This window comes from Bacillus sp. ZY-1-1, assembly GCF_003047165.1.
Taxonomy (GTDB): Bacteria; Bacillota; Bacilli; order Bacillales; family Bacillaceae; genus Bacillus; species Bacillus velezensis.
Window position 1 is genome coordinate 2517265 of record NZ_CP027061.1, and the last position, 19650, is coordinate 2536914.

Below are 19650 nucleotides of genomic sequence, written 5' to 3' on the forward strand. Positions count from 1 at the left end.
GCTGACAAAGGGTCAGCGTAATTAAAAGAGGAGGTTTTTTTATGTACGGATATGGATTTGGCGGCGGATTTGGCGGCGGTTGCTGCGGCGGATACGGTTATGGCGGTTACGGTTATGGCTGCGGCGGCGGATATGGCCGCACATTCGCATTAATCGTCGTATTGTTTATCTTATTAATCATCGTCGGTGCCGCTTATTTAGGCTGCGGCTGCTGACCTTATACACCATGAAAATCGGCCGGCCTGCTATGGCCGGCCAATTGTTTCGTTGCGCCGCGATAAAGAAATTCGCTATAATTTACATATTAAGCTTTAGGAGTGAAGTTTCTTGATTACTATGGAAAATATTGTACGCGACGGACATCCCGCGCTCAGAGAGATCGCTGAAGAGGTTCAGCTTCCCGCTTCCGACGAAGAAAAACAGCATCTTGCTGATATGATTGAGTTTGTGAAAAACAGCCAAAATCCTGAATTAGCCGACAAATACAAGCTTCGTCCGGGCGTCGGTCTTGCCGCTCCGCAAACAGACGTAAAAAAACGGATGATCGCCGTCCATGCAGAAGATGCGAAAGGCACTTTATACAGCTATGCTCTTTTTAACCCTAAAATCGTCAGCCACTCAGTGGAAAAAAGCTACTTGACGAGCGGAGAAGGCTGCCTGTCGGTAGACGAACCCATTCCCGGCTATGTGCCGCGCTACGCCCGCATCCGCGTAAAGGCGGTGACGCTTGAAGGAGAACAGATTGACATCCGCCTCAAAGGTTTTCCGGCCATCGTGTTTCAGCACGAAATCGATCATCTGAACGGCGTGATGTTTTACGATCATATCGATAAAGAAAATCCGTTCAAAGAACCTGAAAACGCCATTGCCATTGACCGTTAAAAAAACCGGCACTTCCCAAAGTGCCGGTTTTCTTTATTTCAAAAGGCCCAGTTCTTTGACGGCCCAGCTGATTCCCTCTTCATCCACCGGCTTTGTGACGAAATCGGCGGCAGCTTTTAATTCCGGAACCGCATTTCCCATCGCCACCCCGGTGCCGGCAAAACGGATCATCTCAAGGTCATTTAGTCCGTCGCCGAATGCATAAGTGTCACTTACGCCGTACGGAAGCCGCTCAAGCACTCTTTTAATGCCTTCCGCTTTTGAACCGCCTTTCGGAAGCACATCCGTTGACAATTCATGCCAGCGGACGTAATCAAACTCCGGAAAAGCGGCATATGCTTTTTCTTCATGTCCGCGGCAGAATAAAAGCAGCTGATAAATTTCTTTTCCTTTATAAAATGTTTCATCAACTTCGGGATAAGGCGCTTTCAGACTGCCGATACCTTCCGAGACGTGCGGATGTCCGGGGACGGTCGTTTTCATCGTGTCTTCCGCCATAAATACGACGGGGTGCTCCCCTTCTGCCGCCTGCTTTAATAAACGCGCAACCGCATCTTCAGGAAGCGGATTTTTATAAATGACCTCACCTTCAAATACGACATACTGGCCGTTGTATGAAATAAATGATTCAATCTCAAGCTCTTCCAGAATCGGTTTTACCATAAACGGGGACCTTCCGCTGGCGATAAAAACGTGATGTCCAGCCTCTTTAAGCGCCGTCACGGCGTTTCTTGCGCTATCGGGAATATGTTTATCATGGTCATAGATCGTGCCGTCAATATCAAAAAAGATCAGTTTTGGTTTCATGTCAATTTCTCCTTTTTCCCGTTTATCAGTCGTGTCTTTTTCAATATCATCATACAGAAAGTTTTTCTTCCGGAAAACCGCCTTGATGAAATTCCAGTTTTACCCACGAAAACAAATTCATTTTTTCCGCATACTACTGCTATAAAGGGCTTTAAAGGAGGTATACGATGCTGCGCCGATTACGGAAGAAACTCAGAAGACAGTGGGGCGGAATGCTCCGGAAAAAAGTCATCGCATAGAAGGGATCTTTCGGTTTTTGAAAGTCCCTTTTTTGCTCGAGACTTTCCTTATAATCCGTTTTCGAATATAATAGAATAAGCGAGTCTAACATACGGCATTTAAGGAGAGATTTGGATGATTTATAAGGTATTTTATCAAGAGAAGGCTGACGAAGTACCTGTTCGGGAAAAAACAGATTCACTTTACATTGAGGGCGTTTCAGAACGGGACGTCAGAACGAAACTGAAAGATCAGAAATACAACATTGAATTTGTTCAGCCTGTGGACGGTGCTTTTTTAGAATATGAGAAGCAGAGCGAAAATTTTAAAGTATTGGAGTTATGAGCGGAATGAAATTTGTAAAAAATGACCAGACTGCCGTTTTCGCCCTCGGCGGATTGGGCGAGATCGGGAAAAATACGTACGGGGTGCAGTTTCAGGATGAAATTGTACTGATTGATGCGGGAATCAAGTTCCCGGAAGATGAACTTCTCGGCATTGATTACGTAATCCCCGATTACACGTATTTAGTAAAAAATGAAGATAAAATTAAAGGTCTGTTTATCACCCACGGTCATGAAGACCATATCGGCGGTATTCCGTACCTGCTCAGACAAGTAAATATTCCCGTTTACGGCGGTAAACTCGCGATCGGCTTACTTCGGAATAAACTTGAAGAGCACGGGCTGTTAAGACAGACCAAATTAAACATCATCGGTGAAGACGACATCGTGAAGTTCCGCAAGACGTCTGTATCCTTCTTCAGAACGACACACAGCATTCCGGATTCATACGGAATCGTCGTCAAAACACCGCCGGGCAATATCGTACATACCGGGGACTTTAAGTTCGATTTCACACCGGTAGGCGAACCGGCCAACTTGACAAAGATGGCTGAAATCGGGAAAGAAGGCGTTTTGTGCCTGCTTTCTGACAGTACAAACAGTGAGGTGCCTGATTTCACCATGTCAGAACGCCGCGTAGGCGAAAGCATTCACGATATTTTCCGAAAAGTGGACGGCAGAATTATATTTGCGACATTCGCTTCGAATATACACCGTCTTCAGCAGGTGATTGAAGCAGCCGTTTTAAACGGCAGAAAAGTTGCCGTATTCGGACGCAGTATGGAATCGGCTATTGAAATCGGACAAAATCTCGGTTACATTACCTGTCCTAAAAATACGTTTATTGAGCATAACGAAATCAATCGTATGCCTGCCAATAAGGTAACGATTTTATGTACGGGGAGCCAAGGTGAACCGATGGCGGCGTTATCACGAATCGCTAACGGGACGCACCGGCAGATTTCCATTAATCCCGGAGATACGGTCGTCTTTTCTTCCTCTCCGATACCCGGAAACACAATCAGCGTAAGCCGCACCATCAACCAGCTGTACCGTGCGGGCGCAGAAGTCATTCACGGTTCATTGAATGACATTCATACATCCGGACACGGCGGACAGGAAGAGCAGAAATTAATGCTCCGCCTGATCAAACCGAAGTTCTTTATGCCGATTCACGGTGAGTACAGAATGCAGAAAATGCACGTCAAACTCGCGACTGATTGCGGCATACCTGAAGAAAACTGCTTTATCATGGATAATGGCGAAGTGCTGGCCCTCAAAGGCGAAGAAGCCGCTGTGGCAGGCAAAATTCCGTCAGGCTCCGTTTACATTGACGGAAGCGGAATCGGTGATATCGGCAATATCGTGCTCCGCGACCGCCGCATTCTTTCAGAAGAAGGCCTTGTTATCGTTGTTGTCAGCATCAATATGGACGACTTTAAGGTTTCGGCGGGACCTGATTTAATCTCAAGAGGTTTTGTATATATGAGAGAATCCGGTGATTTGATCAATGACGCGCAGCAGCTCATTTCGAACCATCTGGAGAAAGTAATGGATCGGAAAACAACGCAGTGGTCCGAAATTAAAAACGAAATTACCGATACGCTTGCTCCGTTCCTATACGAAAAAACAAAACGCCGCCCGATGATCCTTCCGATCATTATGGAGGTCTAAAAAAACTGCACTCATTACGAGTGCAGTTTTTTTATTGCAGCGGAATATGCTGAAAGGCTTTGACATCAAACAGACCGGCCGCCGTCATTTTAATATCCGGAATCACCGGAAGGGCTAAAAACGATAAGGTGAGAAACGGATTGAAATCACCGGTGAATCCAAGCAGAGGAAGCTTTTCATGGAGCACGCCCAAGCTGTCATTAACCCATTCCGCCGACTTATCAGACAAAAGCCCGGCGATCGGAAGCGGAACGGAGTGAAGCAATTCTCCGTTTTTCACGGCTGTTAATCCGCCCCCGGTGTCACGGAGCCTGTTGATTGCTTTTGCCAAATCAGCATCGTTTGTACCGACGGCGATGATATTATGGGAATCGTGAGAAATGGTTGTGGCGATGGCGCCTTCTTTTAACCCGAATCCTTGTACAATCCCGAGTCCTATCATTTTTTCGCCGCTGTGCCGCTCTGCGACGGCGATTTTTAATAAATCATTATCTGTATCAGGACGAAATGCGTCAGCAGACGGTGCAGGCACTTCTTTTTTTCTCGTCTCCAAATGATTCGGTATCATTTCGATTACATTCATTTTCCTGCCCTCTTGAATCGGTATATGAAAATCCGATTCAGTCAGCGGCGCTTTCAGCCGCACTGTATCCAACAGTGCCTGATCCGGCGAATAGGAACCGGCAGACTGTTCATAAACCGTCCGTCCGTTCTCGGCAACGGTCCGGCCGGCGACCATGGTCTTCGTGACGGCAGCCTCCCGTACATCTGAAATGAACAGCAGATCTGCGTCAAAACCCGGCGCTACCGCCCCTTTTGTTTCAAGGCCGTAGCACTCAGCCGCATTTAAGCTGGCGAGCTGATACGCAAGGAATGGATCAAGTCCCGCCTTTATCGCCATTTTGACTTGGTGGTTCACACTTCCTTCTGAAAGCAGATCATCTACATGCTTATCATCCGTACAAAAGAAAAAGCGGCGCGCGTTTTTTTCATTCACCGCCGGCAGCACATTGAGCGTATTTTTTGCCACCGATCCTTCGCGCAGCATGACGTACATTCCCCGTCTGATTCTGTCCAGCGCTTCTTCTTTTGTCGTCACTTCATGATCATTTGACACCATTGCGGTTCTGTATATATTGATGATATCTGCAGACAGTCCGGCTAAATGCCCGTCGATCCGCTTTCCGTGACGCTTGGCATCAAGCAGTTTCTGAAGCATATCCTCTTCACCTTCCGCAACAGACACATAATCCATTACTTCCGCAAGCCCGAGCACCTCTTTCTCCTGATAAAAAGGCTTTAAATCCTCGGCTTTTAATACAGCTCCTGAGCGTTCAAAGCTAGCGGCGGGAACACAGGAAGGAAGCATGAAACGGATGTTCAGCGGCGCCTTTTTCGCCTGCTCTATCATAAATGAAATGCCTTTTGCTCCGGAAACGTTCGCAATTTCGTGAGGATCAGTAATGACAGTAGTCACTCCGTGAGGGAGGACGGCTTTAGCAAATTCAATCGGAGTAACCATAGAGGACTCGATATGAACATGTCCGTCAATAAAGCCCGGAACGATCATTTGGCCTTCTGCATCAATAACTTCTTCCCCTTCATATTCGCCCAGCCCGACGATCACTCCGCCCGTAATGGCGATATCTGCAGAAATCCATTCCTGATTAAATACATCCATGATTTTTCCGTTTTTAATGACGGTATCGGCTTTTTGTCTGCCGGCTGATGCATTCAGCCGTTCAGCCAGTGTTTCTTTGTTCAAAATGAGGCCTCCTCTTTTTCTTTATATGGTACAATATGCTATCGGATCGCCTGATCATAGTCAATAAAAATTGCAGAATATACCGCTTACATGATAAATGTCTTTCTATTCTGACATAATAAAAGACCGTCCTTTTACGGACGGCTTTTCACTTTGTATGAAGCACTCTTTTTTCAAATCGGGAAATGTCCGTAAGAGAGCCGATAACGATGAGAATATCTTCTTTTTGGATCATTTCAGTCGCCAGCGGAGATACGATCACTTCTTTTTCTCTCTTGATGGCCACGATATTAATGCCGTACTTCGCCCGGATGTCCAGATCAAGCAGTGTGTTGCCCGCAAGCCTGCTGTTGGCCACGATCTCCACAATGCTGTGTTCGTCGGACAGCTCCAAATAATCAAGCACATTATTTGATACGATGTTGTGGGCGATGCGTTTTGCCATGTCACGTTCAGGGTGGACGATGTGATCGGCCCCGATTTTCGCAAGCACTTTCTCATGATAATCGTTCTGCGCTTTAACCGTGATCGTGTTCACGCCGAGTTCCTTTAAGATCAGCGTCGTTAAAATGCTCGCCTGTATATTTTCGCCGATTGCCACAATGACGTGGTCAAAGTTGCGCAGCCCCAAGTTTTTCAGCACCGATTCATCGGTTGAATCGCCGATCACCGCGTGTGATGCGATTTTGGCGTATTCATTTACTTTATCTTCATCAATATCCATCGCCATGACCTCAAGGCCTTCTTCACTTAATGCTTTGCAAATACTTCCGCCGAAGCGTCCGAGACCGATAACGGCAAACTCTTTTCTCATAACAGTACTCCTTTAAACAATATCTCTAATAGGAATAGTATCACATTTTCGGCAATGAGTTCATATAGCGTTTAAGCTTTTCTGAAAAGGCGGGTGATAAATACAGGTCCGCTCCGCGTTCGATTTCTTCCTGATAGTGACCCGGAGGCGCAATTTCCTCAGCTTTATCAAGAACCAGAAACGTCAGGACGCCCCTGTATACACGGCCGCCGGCACACACTTCTATGAACGCGGGACGGTATGTGTGATTATCAACACCTTCTCTTTTGTACAGATAGGTTGCCGCTTCAAACGGGAGCTTGTACAGCACGCCTTCAGTTCGTCCCCCGTCTTCAACAAGATCGGCTCTGGAACCGTCAGGACGTCTTAACGTGAATCTCGTCGAATACCCTTCAACAACCGCCCCTCCGACCGGCTCGGCAAAGAAGTGGTCGACCCCCGCCTGTTTAAACCGGGCATTGTCCATACAGGAGCCGTAAGCGAAATAATAAACCGGACTGTCATCCTCCCGTTTCATAAAACGGTATTCTTTCCAGTCTCCGCTTTTGATACGGCTGAATGAGGCACACTGGCCGTGCTTTACGACATATGCGAAGGCGGTTTTATTCCCGGCATCCGTCGTCACGGCAACCTCTTTCCGGTCAAAATCAGCATAATACATATCCAGCTTACGGATCATCTGATGATCTGTTTCATACAATTCCCCGTACACAAAAGCTGTTTCTGCTAAAGACGCCGCAGGCTGACCTTTATCCGTTTCGTACAGCACACCGTTTATCGCGGCCTGCTCGCACACACACGGAGCGCCTTTCAGCAGTTCATGGTTTTCTTCACGCTTCCGTAACAAACCGTATACAAAAAGAAGCAAGTTATTTTTCCTCCTTTTGGACAGCAGCCGCTTCTAACGGCAGAATCACCTGAAACGTACTGCCTTCTCCATTTTTGCTCTTAATGTTAAGTTTACCATTATGCTCCTTCAGAATTCGTAAACAAATCGGAAGCCCGAGACCCGTTCCCTGATCTTTTGTTGAGAAAAACGGTTTCCCGATATTTTCAAGCTTTTCTTTCGACATGCCGTTTCCTTCATCCTGTATGCTGATCACCGCGTATTCTTCATCCCGTTCTGTATAAATATGAATATTCCCGCCGTCAGGCATCGCTTCAATCGCATTTTTAATAATATTGATAAATACCTGTTTCAGCTGGTTTTCGTCCCCGTTGACCATACAGGACTCAGTCTGCCTGAAATCCTTCTCAATCACAGTGTTCGACAGCACCGCGTTCGTGTCAAGAAGCGTCGCCACCTGCCTTAAAATATGGTTGAGATGATGAGCGGTAAACGTCACGGTCTGCGGCTTGGCGAGCAGAAGCAGCTCCCCCAGCACGAGATCAATCCTTTTAATCTCCGAAAAAATAATATCGAAATAATCCGTTCTTTCCGGATACTGGGCTTTCATCAGCTGGAGAAAGCCGCTGACTGACGTTAAAGGATTTCTTACTTCATGGGCGATTCCTGCCGCAAGCTCCCCGGCAATGGCCAGCTTTTGAGATTGCATGGCAAGGCGTTCGTTCGTTTCCAGAAGCTCGTCGACCGCTTTTTTCCGTTCACTGATATCAGACATCGTCCCCAGGCTTCCGACAAATTTCTGTCTGCGGTCATAATACAGCTTATAATGGACTTCTCCCCAAAAGATCGTGCCGTCTCTTTTAATATATTTGGCCGTAAACATTCCTGACGGGGACTGCTGCTTGATTTGGGAGATAATATAATCAATGATATGTTTTTCTTTTATAAAATAATCATTATACATCGTGCCCATACATTCGCTGATGGAGTGGCCCGTAATCGTCGTCCAGGCCTGATTCAAATATGTAATATTCCCTTGTGAATCCGTCTGAAAAACGATTTCCTGCAGATTGTCCATGATCCGGTTTTTCTCATCTGAAAGCGCCTTTGCTTTCTGCTCGCTGTCCTTCAGCTCCGCCAGCAGCTGCTTTTTATTGTCCACATAATAAGCCAGCAGCCAGACGCTGATTAATGTGACGGCGGTAAAGGTGATGTCAACGGGCCAGTTAATCGGATTCCGTTCAATCATATAAAATAAATAATCCCAAAACATAATAAAAATCATTGCCAAGATTAAGGAAATGATACGCGCTTGATATTTTCCCATAGTCCCACCTGCCGCTAACATTTCTACATATATTGTAACATTGTTGACTGCATTATTGACTAAAAAATGATAACTATTCCCAATTAATTGAGCAGGTTCGCTTACTTTTCCCGTGAGTTTTTGCACAAGTTCATAATAAAAGGACGGAATGATGCCCCGCCCTTTTTGCTGATTATGATCTATCTTTTAACGCTTCTTCGATTTCCTCAAGCAGCATTTTCGCTCCTTCAGGACTTAAAATAATTTTACCGTTGCCGTACTCCTGATTTTCGGAGGTAATTTCCCCGGTCATTAAGCAAATGCCGTGCGGCTTGTATTTTTTTAAGACAATTTTGTCTCCGTCAACGAAAAATTCAATACTATCTTTAATAGCGATATCCAATGCTCTTCGCAATTCAATCGGCATGACAATACGCCCGAGTTCGTCTACTTTTCTTACTACACCAATTGATTTCATAGAAATCCCCTACTTCCCTTAATGTCTCTTCTTTATGTCCAAGGAAAATCCTTCATAAACGTAGACGAAAGGAACGGAGCAAAAGTTTCTCAGTATCCGGAAATGAATGTTTTTTACAAAAGAAAGCCTTTTGAAATACGGGATACAGACTTTCCCTCCTTTTTTACAAAAACATTTCATTCCCGGCGGAAACCCCCAAAAATCGTGGTTTTTCTCAGAAACTTTAAATGTAGAATCAATTAAATCAGGATAGGGATTGGGTGAAAACATGTTTCAATCAACTGAGATCGGAATCGACTTAGGAACCGCTAATATACTTGTTTACAGTAAAAATAAAGGAATTATTTTAAATGAACCTTCCGTTGTCGCTGTAGATACAACAACGAAAGCGGTGCTTGCCATCGGAACGGATGCCAAAAGCATGATCGGAAAGACGCCGGGGAAAATCGTCGCCGTACGGCCGATGAAAGACGGTGTCATTGCTGATTATGATATGACAACTGACTTATTAAAACACATTATGAAAAAAGCCGGAAAAAAAATCGGAATGACCTTCCGCAAACCGAATGTCGTCGTCTGCACGCCTTCAGGCTCAACAGCCGTTGAACGCCGCGCCATCAGTGACGCTGTCAAAAACTGCGGAGCGAAAAACGTTCACTTGATTGAAGAACCCGTAGCCGCTGCAATCGGGGCCGACCTCCCTGTTGACGAGCCGGTCGCAAACGTCGTCGTAGATATCGGCGGCGGTACGACTGAAGTCGCCATCATCTCATTCGGTGGCGTCGTATCCTGCCACTCGATCAGAATCGGCGGCGACCAGCTTGATGAAGATATCGCCTCGTTCGTCAGAAAAAAATACAACCTGCTGATCGGGGAACGCACGGCAGAACAAGTGAAAATGGAAATCGGATTTGCATTGATCGAACATGTGCCGGAAACGATGGAAATCCGCGGGCGTGACCTCGTAACCGGTCTGCCGAAGACAATCAGACTGCAGTCTAATGAAATTCAGCACGCGATGCGTGAGTCGCTCCTGCATATTCTTGAAGCGATCAGAGCGACACTTGAAGATTGTCCGCCGGAGCTCAGCGGTGATATCGTTGACCGCGGCGTCGTGTTAACCGGCGGAGGCTCCCTTTTAAACGGGATGAAAGAATGGCTGACAGATGAAATCGTCGTTCCCGTTCATTTGGCGGCAAATCCGCTTGAATCAGTGGCTATCGGCACTGGGCGTTCATTAGACGTCATCGACAAGCTGCAAAAAGCGATTAAATAATAAGATTGTGCTTCTTTTTTCTCCGGCCGGCTCATATTGTGAGAACTGGAGAAACATTAAGGAGGAAGCATATGCTTAGAGATGTGGGAAGACGCGTAGCAGTAGCCGTCATTTTAAGCGGAATTATTTTGGGGGGTATGAGCATTTCACTGGCCAATATGCCCCATTCTCCGGCCGGCGGCGCCGTAAAACTGAATCACCCGTAAAGACGCAGCAAAAGCTGTGTCTTTTTCGTTTGTGCTCCTTCCTTTCCTTTATGAGGCGATATTTGATATGATGAGAAAAACCGATGAGGAGGAATGAACGATGAGTTCGTTTACTGAAAAGTTAAATACATATGCTCAGCTGGCGGTAGAAGTCGGCGTCAATGTCCAAAAAGGACAGCATGTCGTAATCAATGCCTCAACTGATGTCCGGGAACTTGTCAGACTGCTTGCCAAACATTCTTATGAAAAAGGCGCAAAAAACGTCACCGTAAATTGGCAGGACGATGAACTGTCCAGATTAAAATACGAGATGGCACCTTTTGAAGCGTTTGAAGAGTATCCTGAATGGGAAGCAAAAGGCAAAGAAGAGCTCGCGAAAAAAGGGGCTGCGTTTATTTCTGTCGTCTCATCCGACCCCGACCTGTTAAAAGGCGCTGACGGCAAACGGATTGCAGCGTTCCAAAAAGCCGCCGGAAAAGCATTGCATACATACAGACAATATATTCAATCAGATAAGGTCAGCTGGACGGTGATCGGAGCGGCTTCAACAGGCTGGGCGAAAAAAGTGTTCCCGGATCAGCCGGAAGAAACAGCCGTTGAGCTTTTATGGGAAGAAATTTTCAAAACAACCCGCGTAAATGAAGAAAACCCTGTGGAAGCATGGAAAAAACACGATCAAAATCTTCATGAAAAAGTGGAACACCTGAACAAAAAACATTACAGCGCCCTGCATTATCAGGCTGAAGGAACAGACTTAACCATTGAACTGCCGAAAAAACATGTATGGGCAGGCGCGGGAAGCGTGAATGAAAGCGGGCACGAATTCATGGCCAACATGCCGACAGAAGAGGTTTTCACCCTTCCGCAGCGTGACGGGGTGAACGGCACGGTTTCCAGCACGAAACCGCTTAGCTACGGCGGCAACATTATTGATAACTTCACTCTTACCTTTGAAAACGGGCGCATTGTCGATGTGAAAGCTGAAAAAGGCGAGGAGATTTTAAAAGGCATCGTCGAAACCGATGAAGGCTCACACTATCTCGGTGAAGTGGCCTTAGTGCCGTACGATTCACCGATTTCACAATCAAATATTTTATTTTACAACACACTGTACGATGAAAACGCCTCTAACCACTTGGCGATCGGCAGTGCGTATGCCTTTAATATTGAGGGCGGCAAACAAATGACACGGGAAGAGCTTGTCAAAGAGGGCTTAAATGAAAGCATTACACACGTAGATTTTATGGTCGGTTCCAAAGAAATGAATATCGACGGCATTACCGCGGACGGCAAAAGAGAACCGATCTTCAGAAACGGAAACTGGGCATTTTAATAAAAAAAGGAGGCGATCAGGCCTCCTTTTTATTTCGCTTCATACATTTGCAAGTTGGCGCAGACGGTTTCCAAAACAGGTGTATCAATTGACAAGCCTTTCGCTTTCTCAAGCAAAAAGCCGTGTAAATGATCACCTTCCGTCACCCTGCCCTTTTCCATATCTCTCAGCATCGACGATTTCATATGGTAAGACATGCTTGTCAATGTGCGATAACTCTCTTCTTCCAGACCAGGATCTTTCGGGATGCCGGCAGCCTTGAAAATGGCTCCGATTTCAGCAAAGAGGCGCTTTGCCGTGCTGCGGCCGCCTTCTGTTTCTAAAATCGGTCCGACCGGCTGTTGAAACAGAGTGGTCACTCCCGCCTGCGCGGCAATAAACATATATTTTTTCCAAATGTCCTTTTCAATATCCCCGCTGATGATGACATCCGCTTTCACGCCTGCAAATGCGTTTTCCAGCTCATTCATACGTTCTGTGCGCTCCCCGTTCCATTCACCGAAAACAAAGCGGTGGGCAGCGCTCGTATGAAGAATTTCCCCTTTGTCGTTAAGGGCGCTCTCAATAAAGCAGAGGCCGCCCAGCACCTGCCGTTTTGAAAAAGCTTCAAACAGCTGGTTATAGTGCCTGTATCCGTTTAAAAAAGGAATAATGACCGACGAAGGCTTGACAAACGGTTTGGCATCCCGAATGACGTCCTGCAAAGAATACGCTTTTGAAGCGATGATAACGGCGTCAAATGCTCCTTCTTCGCCCGCCAACATTAATTTCGGCTTGATTGAAACATCACCTTTTGCACTTTTGACGGTCAAACCCGTTTCTTGTAATTGTTCCGCCCGTTTCTTGCGGGCGAGAAATGTAACGTCATTTCCCTTTTCTGCAAGACGCGCGCCGATATATCCGCCCACTCCCCCAGCTCCGACAACTAAAAACTTCATGATGCATTCCTCCGTCTCTTTTCAATTTATGTATTCCTTTATTGTAATGGGAAGTCAGAAGATTGAAAACTTTTTTCATAAATAAAAAAGCAGAGTCTCCCCTGCTTCTTTATTACGCGTATAGCTCTTCAAGCTTTTTCTGCACATCCGCGTTTTCAAGAAATTCGTCATAAGACATTTGTTTGTCAACAATGCCTTTAGGCGTTAATTCAATGATGCGGTTGGCAATTGTCTGTACAAATTGATGGTCATGAGATGAAAACAGCATAGCGCCTTTAAAGCTGATTAAGCCGTTGTTAAGCGCTGTAATGGATTCCAAATCTAAGTGGTTTGTCGGTTCATCCAGAATTAAGATATTCGCGCCGGAAAGCATCGCTTTTGAAAGCATGCAGCGCACTTTTTCTCCTCCGGAAAGGACGTTTGATTTTTTGTTGACTTCTTCTCCTGAGAACAGCATGCGTCCTAAGAAACCGCGCAGAAAGCTTTCGCTTTGGTCATGCGGCGAGTATTGGCGGAGCCAGTCGACAAGGTTCGCATCGCTGCCGTCAAAATATTCGCTGTTGTCTTTAGGGAAGTACGCCTGAGAAGTGGTCACGCCCCATTTAAATGTGCCGCTGTCTGCTTCCATTTCCCCGGAAATGATTTTAAACAATGTCGTAACGGCAAGTTCGTTGCGGCCCGTAAATGCGATTTTATCTTCTCTGTTCATAATAAAACTGACGTTATCAAGCACCTTAACCCCGTCAATCGTTTTTGTTAAGCCTTCAACCCGCAGCACGTCATTTCCGATCTCGCGTTCCGGCGTGAAATTGACATAAGGATAACGGCGTGATGACGGTTTGATATCATCAAGCGTGATTTTATCAAGGAGTTTCTTTCTTGATGTCGCCTGCTTTGATTTAGAGGCGTTGGCGCTGAATCTGGCCACGAACTCCTGAAGCTGTTTAATCTGCTCTTCTTTTTTCTTGTTGGCTTCCTGAGAAAGCTTTAAAGCAAGCTGGCTTGATTCATACCAGAAATCATAGTTGCCGACGTACACTTGAATTTTATTAAAATCAAGATCGGCGATGTGCGTGCACACTTTATTTAAAAAGTGACGGTCATGGGATACGACGATGACTGTGTTCTCAAAGTTGATTAAAAACTCTTCCAGCCACTGAATCGCTTTCAGATCCAAGTGGTTGGTCGGTTCATCAAGCAGCAGAACGTCCGGCTTGCCGAACAGCGCCTGTGCCAAAAGCACTTTCACCTTTTCTGAACCGCCTAAGTCGGCCATTTTCTTCGTATGCAGGTCTTCAGAGATGCCCAGCCCCTTTAACAAAATAGCGGCTTCACTTTCAGCTTCCCATCCGTTTAATTCCGCAAACTCTCCTTCAAGCTCAGCGGCGCGGATGCCGTCTTCATCTGAAAAATCAGGCTTCATATAAATCGCGTCTTTTTCCTGCATGACTTCGTATAAACGTTTATGTCCCATAATGACGACTTTCAGCACTTCGCAGTCTTCATATTCAAAGTGGTTCTGCTTCAGAATGGCAAGACGTTCGCCCGGACTCATATGGACATCGCCGGTCTGAGGCTCCAGCTCACCGGATAAAATTTTCAAAAATGTTGATTTTCCGGCACCGTTTGCGCCTATTAATCCGTAGCAGTTGCCCGGCGTAAATTTAATATTGACATCTTCAAATAACTTGCGATCCGCAAAACGCAAGCTCACATTATTTACAGCAATCATTTAGAATCCTCCATCGTGTCTATCATCATTAAAAGTATACCATGAATAAAGGGGAAGAGAAATGTTTCCCTGCGAATATACAGGTTTGAAAAGATGCAGGCGTCAAACCCGGAGCGCTGTGATACAATAGATATATATACATATTCATCACGGAGGAACAAGTTGAAGCTTTTAACACTCACAGAATACTGTCTTATGATTTTCTTCACCGGGGTTTTTCTGGCCGTCACAGGCTTTACGGCACGTGACATCGGCTTGTACGTCGGAATCGCCCTCATTTATACGTTTTCGCATCTCTTTTCCAAACGGATGCTTGAAAGACGCGGCAAAGAGAAGAAGCAGGTGAATCTTTTTTTCAGCGTTCTGGCCATTGTCGGATCAGTGCTGGCCACGGTATTGTTCATCGCCGTCGCGGCCTCGTTTGCCAAATAAAAACGCCTGCTGTCCGAATCGGGCAGCGCGGCGTTTTTATTTTGTCTGACGCATATCATGAAACGGGAAGAACACAAACTTCGAGGTGCCGACGATCCGGTTTTCGGCAATTAAGCCGAGGCCGTTCCGGCTGTCCATTGAGTTCAGCCGATTGTCGCCCATGACGAAGTATTTGCCTTTCGGAACCTTTACGGGGCCGAAATCTCCCGTCAGGTTGACTCCCAGTTTTTTCGCTTCTTTTTTATTGCTCGCGAGGTACGGTTCTGCGATTTTTTTGCCGTTTATGTAAAGCGTGTCATTTTTCATTTCCACCGTTTCTCCCGGTTTTCCGATGAGCCGCTTTACATAATGGACTTTCGATGTATCGCCGTTAATAATGACGATGTCCCCCCGCTCGATTTCTCCGATATAATTGACGCTTTTGTTGACAAACAGTCTTTCACCGTCATGTAATGTCGGGTACATTGATGATCCTTCCACTAAGTACGGTTCAAACAGGAAATGGCGGATTAACAGCGCAAGTGCAACCGCTATAATGATGGCCTTTCCCCATTCCCAATACGTGTTGGATTTTCTTTTTACCGATTTTTCAGAAGTAGGTTTTTGTTCTTCAGTCAACGTGGTTCCTCCTAGACGATCACTGTTTCGGTTCATGTACCATCTTTACTTTATCACAACTCATCACAAAATACATAACGCTTCTATGCGTATATGATTGAAAAAAGCGCCCGTAAAGGACGCTTTTCGCTTATTTCTCTACTACCGGTTTTTTGATGATTCCCAAGATAACCGCCGTTACAATCGCTCCGATCACGATGCTCATTAAGTAAAGCAGCGGATGGTTCGTAATGAATGCAACGAATATTCCTCCGTGCGGTGCAGGAAGCGTTACCCGGAAAAACTCTGTCAGTCCGCCCGCTACCGCAGAACCGACAACGGCTGCAGGGATGACGCGAAGCGGATCAGCCGCTGCAAACGGGATGGCGCCTTCTGTAACGAAAGCTGCTCCCATGAAGTAGCACGTAATACCGGCTTCACGGTCACGTTTAGAGAATTTGTGTTTAAAGAATGTTGTCGCCAGTGCGATTCCAAGCGGCGGAGCCATTCCGCCCGCCATGATGGCCGCATGCGGCGCATAGTTTCCGGCATCGATCATCGCGATACCGAAAGTGAAGGCCGCTTTATTGAGCGGGCCGCCCATGTCGATAGCCATCATACCGCCTAAAATAATACCCATTAAGACAAGGTTTCCAGTTCCAAGGCTTTCAAGCCAATTTGTTAAGAAATTCATAAACGCTGCTACAGGTGTGTTAATGACAAACTGCATCAGGACACCGGTGATAAAAATACCGAGCAGCGGATAAATCAATACAGGTTTTAATCCGTCAAGAGTCTGAGGAATAAAGACAAACAGCTTTTTCAAAAGGACTACGACATAACCGGCTAAGAATCCCGCAATCAGTCCGCCCAAGAATCCGGCATTCGCCTGCGTAGCCATAAATCCGCCGACCATACCCGGCGCAAACCCCGGACGATCCGCAATACTCATTGCGATGAATCCGGCAAGTACTGCAACAATCAGCTTTAACGCATTACCGTCACCGATAAAGTTCAGCGCTGCAGCAAACGTGTTGTATGTCGGGTCTTTCGGATCAGCTGAATGAATTCCCCAGAAGAATGAAATCGCAACGAGAATTCCGCCGCCGACGACAAATGGCAGCATGTTGCTGACACCGCTCATTAAGTGTTTATAGAAAGTACTTCCGATGCTTGTGCCTGATTTCTGTTTCGGGCCGTCTTCATTTGAAGCGGAAGATCCTCCGCCGCTGCCCTCGTAAATCGGCGCATCTTGGTTAACGGCTTTTTCAATCAGTTCCTGTGGACGCCTGATACCGGCCGTCACAGGCACTTGAAGAACATGTTTGCCTTTAAAGCGCTCCATTTCAACCTGTTTATCAGCCGCCACGATAATCGCAGGCGCGTCTTCTATTTCTTGAGCCGTCAGCTTATGTTTAATACCGCTTGAGCCGTTTGTCTCGACTTTAATGTCAACGCCGAGCTCTTTCGCTTTTTCTTTCAGTGCGTCAGCTGCCATGAACGTATGAGCGATACCTGTCGGGCATGCCGTAACCGCAAGGATTTTCCCTTTTCCTGACGGCGCTGCCTGTTCTTCCTGCTCTTCTTCTTCCTCATCGTCATCTTTGTCATGCTGATTGATGATGTCAATGATCGCATCTTCTGATTCAGCTTCAAGAAGCTGTTTGCGGATTTCCTCACGCATAAGAAGCGTTGAAAGTCTTGATAATGCCTCAAGATGCGTATTGTTCGCTCCTTCGGTTGCCGCAATCATAAAGACCAAGTGTGCCGGCTGACCGTCTAATGATTCATAATCCACACCATCTTTTGAACGGCCGAATGCGATGGCCGGGTTAATGACGCTCGCCGTCTTCGCGTGAGGAATGGCAATACCTTCGCCGATTCCCGTCGAGCTTTGGCTTTCACGATTTAAAATGGCTGCTTTGTAAGCCTCTCTGTCATTTAATCTGCCGGCTTTGTCAAGCACTGTCACCATTTCATCGATAACGTTTTCTTTCTCTTTGCTTTCTATATTGAGATGAATTGTATCTCTTGTTAACAGCTCAGTTATCTTCACTTTTCTTTCCTCCTCTATAGACGTGTGACTTTAACTTCAGGAAGAAGCTGCTGTACAAACTCTTCAGTTCCGAGTTCTTCAGAAAATGCCGTCGCGCTTCCGGAAGCAACTCCTAAACGGAACGCATCTTCCAAAGGCAGCTGTTTTGAAATTCCCGCAAGGAATCCCGCGACGACGGAATCACCTGCGCCTACCGAATTGACAAGCTTTCCTTTAGGAACATTGGCGAGGAAAACCGCCTCTTTCGTAAATAAAAGCGCACCGTCGCCAGCCATCGAAACAATCGCGTGTTCAGCGCCTTGTTCAATTAATTTTTTACCGTAAGGAACGGCAGCTTCGGCTGAATCAATGACCGTATTGAACATTTCCCCAAGCTCATGATGATTCGGCTTCATCAAAAACGGTTTCATTTCTGTCGCTTTCATCAGCGCTTCACCGGAGATGTCCACCACTACCCGGGCATTCTGCTTTCTGCATGCCTCAGCAATTTTTTCATACGTGTTATGCGGCAGGGAAGAAGGGATGCTTCCCGCTAAAACGACGATGTCTCCCTCTTCCAGAGCGGAGAACTGTTCTAAAAAGGCATTGAACACTTCGTCTGAAATCGTCGGGCCCTGTCCGTTAATTTCCGTTTCATCGCCCGTTTTCAGTTTTACATTTATACGCGTGTCTTCATCCACCTCAGAAAAAGCCGTTTCCAGACCTTCCTGCTGCAAAAATGACGTGATATAATTTCCGGTAAATCCGCCGACAAACCCCAATGCTTTTGACGGCACATGGTGTCTTTTCAGTAATCTCGAAACGTTGATGCCTTTTCCGCCGGGATACTTCGTGTCATAGCTGGAACGGTTTAAACCGCCTACGGCAAAATCTTCAACGTGAACGATATAGTCAACAGACGGATTGAGAGTTACAGTGTAAATCATGGTTTCACTACCTTTACGACAGTTTTTTCTTGGTAATCATCGAATGCAAGTTCTTCAGCTTCAGTGGTAATGATAGCTGCATCGCCCAAGGCGGCGAACGCTGCGAAAGAAATCTCGCCGAATTTAGAAGGATCGGCTAAAACATACGCATTTTTCGCCTGTCTCACAGCCTTTGTCTTCAGAAGAGCCTCATCCGGATCGGGTGTTGTAAAGCCGGCTTCAATGTGCACGCCGTTCACCCCGAGAAAGCTTTTGTCAAAACGGTACTGGCTGACCGCCGTTAATGAGGCGCCGCCGATCATCGCACCTGTTCTATGCTTCACATATCCTCCGAGAAGATAAAAAGGAATCCCCTTCCTTATTAAAGCGTCGATATGCATAACCCCGTTTGTGACAACCACAATGTCCTTTGTATGATCTATAAAATCAATCATGTGCAATGTAGTTGTTCCCGCATCAAGGTAAATACAGTCACCTTCTTCTAATAAAGATGCCGCTTCTTCAGCGATCTTCAGTTTATCCTGAAGGTTTTTGGAGGATTTTTCAAGCATATCGGGTTCTTGCCTGCTGTTGGAAAGTTTAGACGCCCCGCCGTGAACGCGCTTTAAAAATCCGCGCTCTTCAAGTGTTGATAAATCTCTTCTGATCGTTGATTCAGAAGCGTTTGTCATGCTTATCAGCTCTTGAATCTTCACCACATCTCGCTTTTCAATCTGATCCATAATCAGCTGATACCTTTCAGGAGTAAGCATATTCCGCCTCCTTTGAAAACGTATTCATTTCGGCTGCAAGATAATTGTAAACGCTTTTTTTACTTCAAGCAACTAAAATCACTCAAATTCATTCAATAACTATCAAAATCTTTCACATTTGTTCATATTAACGTATGTACATAGGGTTTGTAAACTGTAAATTCGACAAAAAGGGGGACAATTGTATGACATTTTCTTTTTATCATAAATGAAAAAAGTCTATTATATTCATTCAATCATTAAAACACAAAAAACCCCATGCAGAC

20 protein-coding genes are annotated in these 19650 nt (G+C 46.0%); 8 read left to right on the forward strand and 12 right to left on the reverse strand.

The features are described from left to right. Window positions 1–41 precede the first annotated feature (41 nt). Together C5I45_RS12285 and def are read left to right on the forward strand one after the other, a co-directional pair. Window positions 42–215 (forward strand): YjcZ family sporulation protein, encoded by a 174-nt coding sequence (locus tag C5I45_RS12285; RefSeq protein WP_003154542.1) that lies wholly within the window; start codon window positions 42–44, stop codon window positions 213–215. 112 nt (window positions 216–327) lie between these two features. Continuing rightward, entirely contained in the window at window positions 328–882 is a 555-nt protein-coding gene (def, locus tag C5I45_RS12290; RefSeq protein ID WP_107994413.1) for a peptide deformylase, read from the forward strand. Between the two features lie 33 nt (window positions 883–915). On the opposite strand, the gene C5I45_RS12295 is transcribed toward def, so the two are convergent. Continuing rightward, window positions 916–1689 (reverse strand): Cof-type HAD-IIB family hydrolase, encoded by a 774-nt coding sequence (locus tag C5I45_RS12295; RefSeq protein ID WP_003154546.1) that lies wholly within the window; start codon window positions 1687–1689, stop codon window positions 916–918. 354 nt (window positions 1690–2043) lie between these two features. Between C5I45_RS12295 and C5I45_RS12305 the strand changes: the two genes are divergently transcribed. Further along, on the forward strand, window positions 2044–2253 hold the full coding sequence (locus tag C5I45_RS12305; RefSeq protein ID WP_003154548.1) for a DNA-dependent RNA polymerase subunit epsilon: 210 nt from the start codon (window positions 2044–2046) through the stop codon (window positions 2251–2253). A gap of 5 nt (window positions 2254–2258) precedes the next feature. Beyond that, entirely contained in the window at window positions 2259–3926 is a 1668-nt protein-coding gene (rnjA, locus tag C5I45_RS12310; RefSeq protein ID WP_003154550.1) for a ribonuclease J1, read from the forward strand. A gap of 31 nt (window positions 3927–3957) precedes the next feature. On the opposite strand, the gene ade is transcribed toward rnjA, so the two are convergent. The 5 genes from ade to C5I45_RS12335 all read right to left on the reverse strand — a co-directional run bounded on the left by ade (window position 3958) and on the right by C5I45_RS12335 (window position 9136). Next, window positions 3958–5691, reverse strand: coding sequence for an adenine deaminase (ade, locus tag C5I45_RS12315; RefSeq protein ID WP_025851460.1), 1734 nt, complete (start codon window positions 5689–5691; stop codon window positions 3958–3960). A gap of 148 nt (window positions 5692–5839) precedes the next feature. Continuing rightward, entirely contained in the window at window positions 5840–6505 is a 666-nt protein-coding gene (gene ktrC / locus C5I45_RS12320; protein ID WP_003154554.1) for a Ktr system potassium transporter KtrC, read from the reverse strand. Between the two features lie 40 nt (window positions 6506–6545). Continuing rightward, the gene (locus C5I45_RS12325) at window positions 6546–7373 is read right to left on the reverse strand and encodes a gamma-glutamylcyclotransferase family protein (RefSeq protein ID WP_025851463.1); all 828 of its coding nucleotides are present in this window, start codon (window positions 7371–7373) and stop codon (window positions 6546–6548) included. Between the two features lies 1 nt (window position 7374). After that, window positions 7375–8679, reverse strand: a complete 1305-nt coding sequence (locus tag C5I45_RS12330) for an ATP-binding protein (protein WP_014304932.1) — start codon at window positions 8677–8679, stop codon at window positions 7375–7377. A 172-nt stretch (window positions 8680–8851) separates the two neighbouring features. Beyond that, a complete protein-coding gene (locus C5I45_RS12335; protein WP_024085249.1) occupies window positions 8852–9136 on the reverse strand; it encodes a transcriptional regulator AbhA in 285 nt (94 codons plus the stop codon). Between the two features lie 268 nt (window positions 9137–9404). On the opposite strand from C5I45_RS12335, the gene mreBH reads away from it, so the two are divergent. The 3 genes from mreBH (at window position 9405) to C5I45_RS12355 (ending at window position 11951) form a co-directional block, all read left to right on the forward strand. Next, entirely contained in the window at window positions 9405–10412 is a 1008-nt protein-coding gene (gene mreBH, locus C5I45_RS12345; protein ID WP_003154558.1) for a cell shape-determining protein MreBH, read from the forward strand. A 71-nt stretch (window positions 10413–10483) separates the two neighbouring features. Continuing rightward, window positions 10484–10618 carry a protein YkpC gene (locus C5I45_RS12350; protein WP_003154559.1) on the forward strand — a complete coding sequence of 45 codons (135 nt, stop codon included), beginning with the start codon at window positions 10484–10486 and terminating at the stop codon, window positions 10616–10618. Between the two features lie 100 nt (window positions 10619–10718). Next, the gene (locus tag C5I45_RS12355; RefSeq protein ID WP_025851469.1) at window positions 10719–11951 is read left to right on the forward strand and encodes an aminopeptidase; all 1233 of its coding nucleotides are present in this window, start codon (window positions 10719–10721) and stop codon (window positions 11949–11951) included. Window positions 11952–11980: 29 nt separating this feature from the next. On the opposite strand, the gene C5I45_RS12360 is transcribed toward C5I45_RS12355, so the two are convergent. Both C5I45_RS12360 and C5I45_RS12365 read right to left on the reverse strand, forming a co-directional pair. Further along, complete coding sequence (locus tag C5I45_RS12360) at window positions 11981–12889, reverse strand: ketopantoate reductase family protein (protein ID WP_025851471.1); 909 nt, start codon at window positions 12887–12889, stop codon at window positions 11981–11983. A 112-nt stretch (window positions 12890–13001) separates the two neighbouring features. Next, window positions 13002–14621 (reverse strand): ABC-F family ATP-binding cassette domain-containing protein, encoded by a 1620-nt coding sequence (locus C5I45_RS12365; protein WP_003154562.1) that lies wholly within the window; start codon window positions 14619–14621, stop codon window positions 13002–13004. A 162-nt stretch (window positions 14622–14783) separates the two neighbouring features. On the opposite strand from C5I45_RS12365, the gene C5I45_RS12370 reads away from it, so the two are divergent. Beyond that, window positions 14784–15053 (forward strand): hypothetical protein, encoded by a 270-nt coding sequence (locus tag C5I45_RS12370; RefSeq protein WP_003154565.1) that lies wholly within the window; start codon window positions 14784–14786, stop codon window positions 15051–15053. 36 nt (window positions 15054–15089) lie between these two features. Here the strand turns inward: C5I45_RS12370 and sipT are convergent, their stop codons facing one another. From sipT to C5I45_RS12390, 4 genes are all read right to left on the reverse strand, one after another. After that, window positions 15090–15671 (reverse strand): signal peptidase I sipT, encoded by a 582-nt coding sequence (gene sipT, locus C5I45_RS12375; RefSeq protein ID WP_003154568.1) that lies wholly within the window; start codon window positions 15669–15671, stop codon window positions 15090–15092. Window positions 15672–15801: 130 nt separating this feature from the next. Continuing rightward, window positions 15802–17706, reverse strand: a complete 1905-nt coding sequence (locus C5I45_RS12380; protein ID WP_003154570.1) for a PTS fructose transporter subunit IIABC — start codon at window positions 17704–17706, stop codon at window positions 15802–15804. A gap of 14 nt (window positions 17707–17720) precedes the next feature. Beyond that, window positions 17721–18632: a 1-phosphofructokinase gene (gene pfkB / locus C5I45_RS12385; protein WP_003154572.1), complete on the reverse strand. Its 912-nt coding sequence runs from the start codon at window positions 18630–18632 to the stop codon at window positions 17721–17723. Continuing rightward, window positions 18629–19384, reverse strand: a complete 756-nt coding sequence (locus C5I45_RS12390) for a DeoR/GlpR family DNA-binding transcription regulator (RefSeq protein WP_003154573.1) — start codon at window positions 19382–19384, stop codon at window positions 18629–18631. Before C5I45_RS12390 ends, pfkB begins: the two co-directional genes overlap by 4 nt. Window positions 19385–19650: the final 266 nt, after the last annotated feature.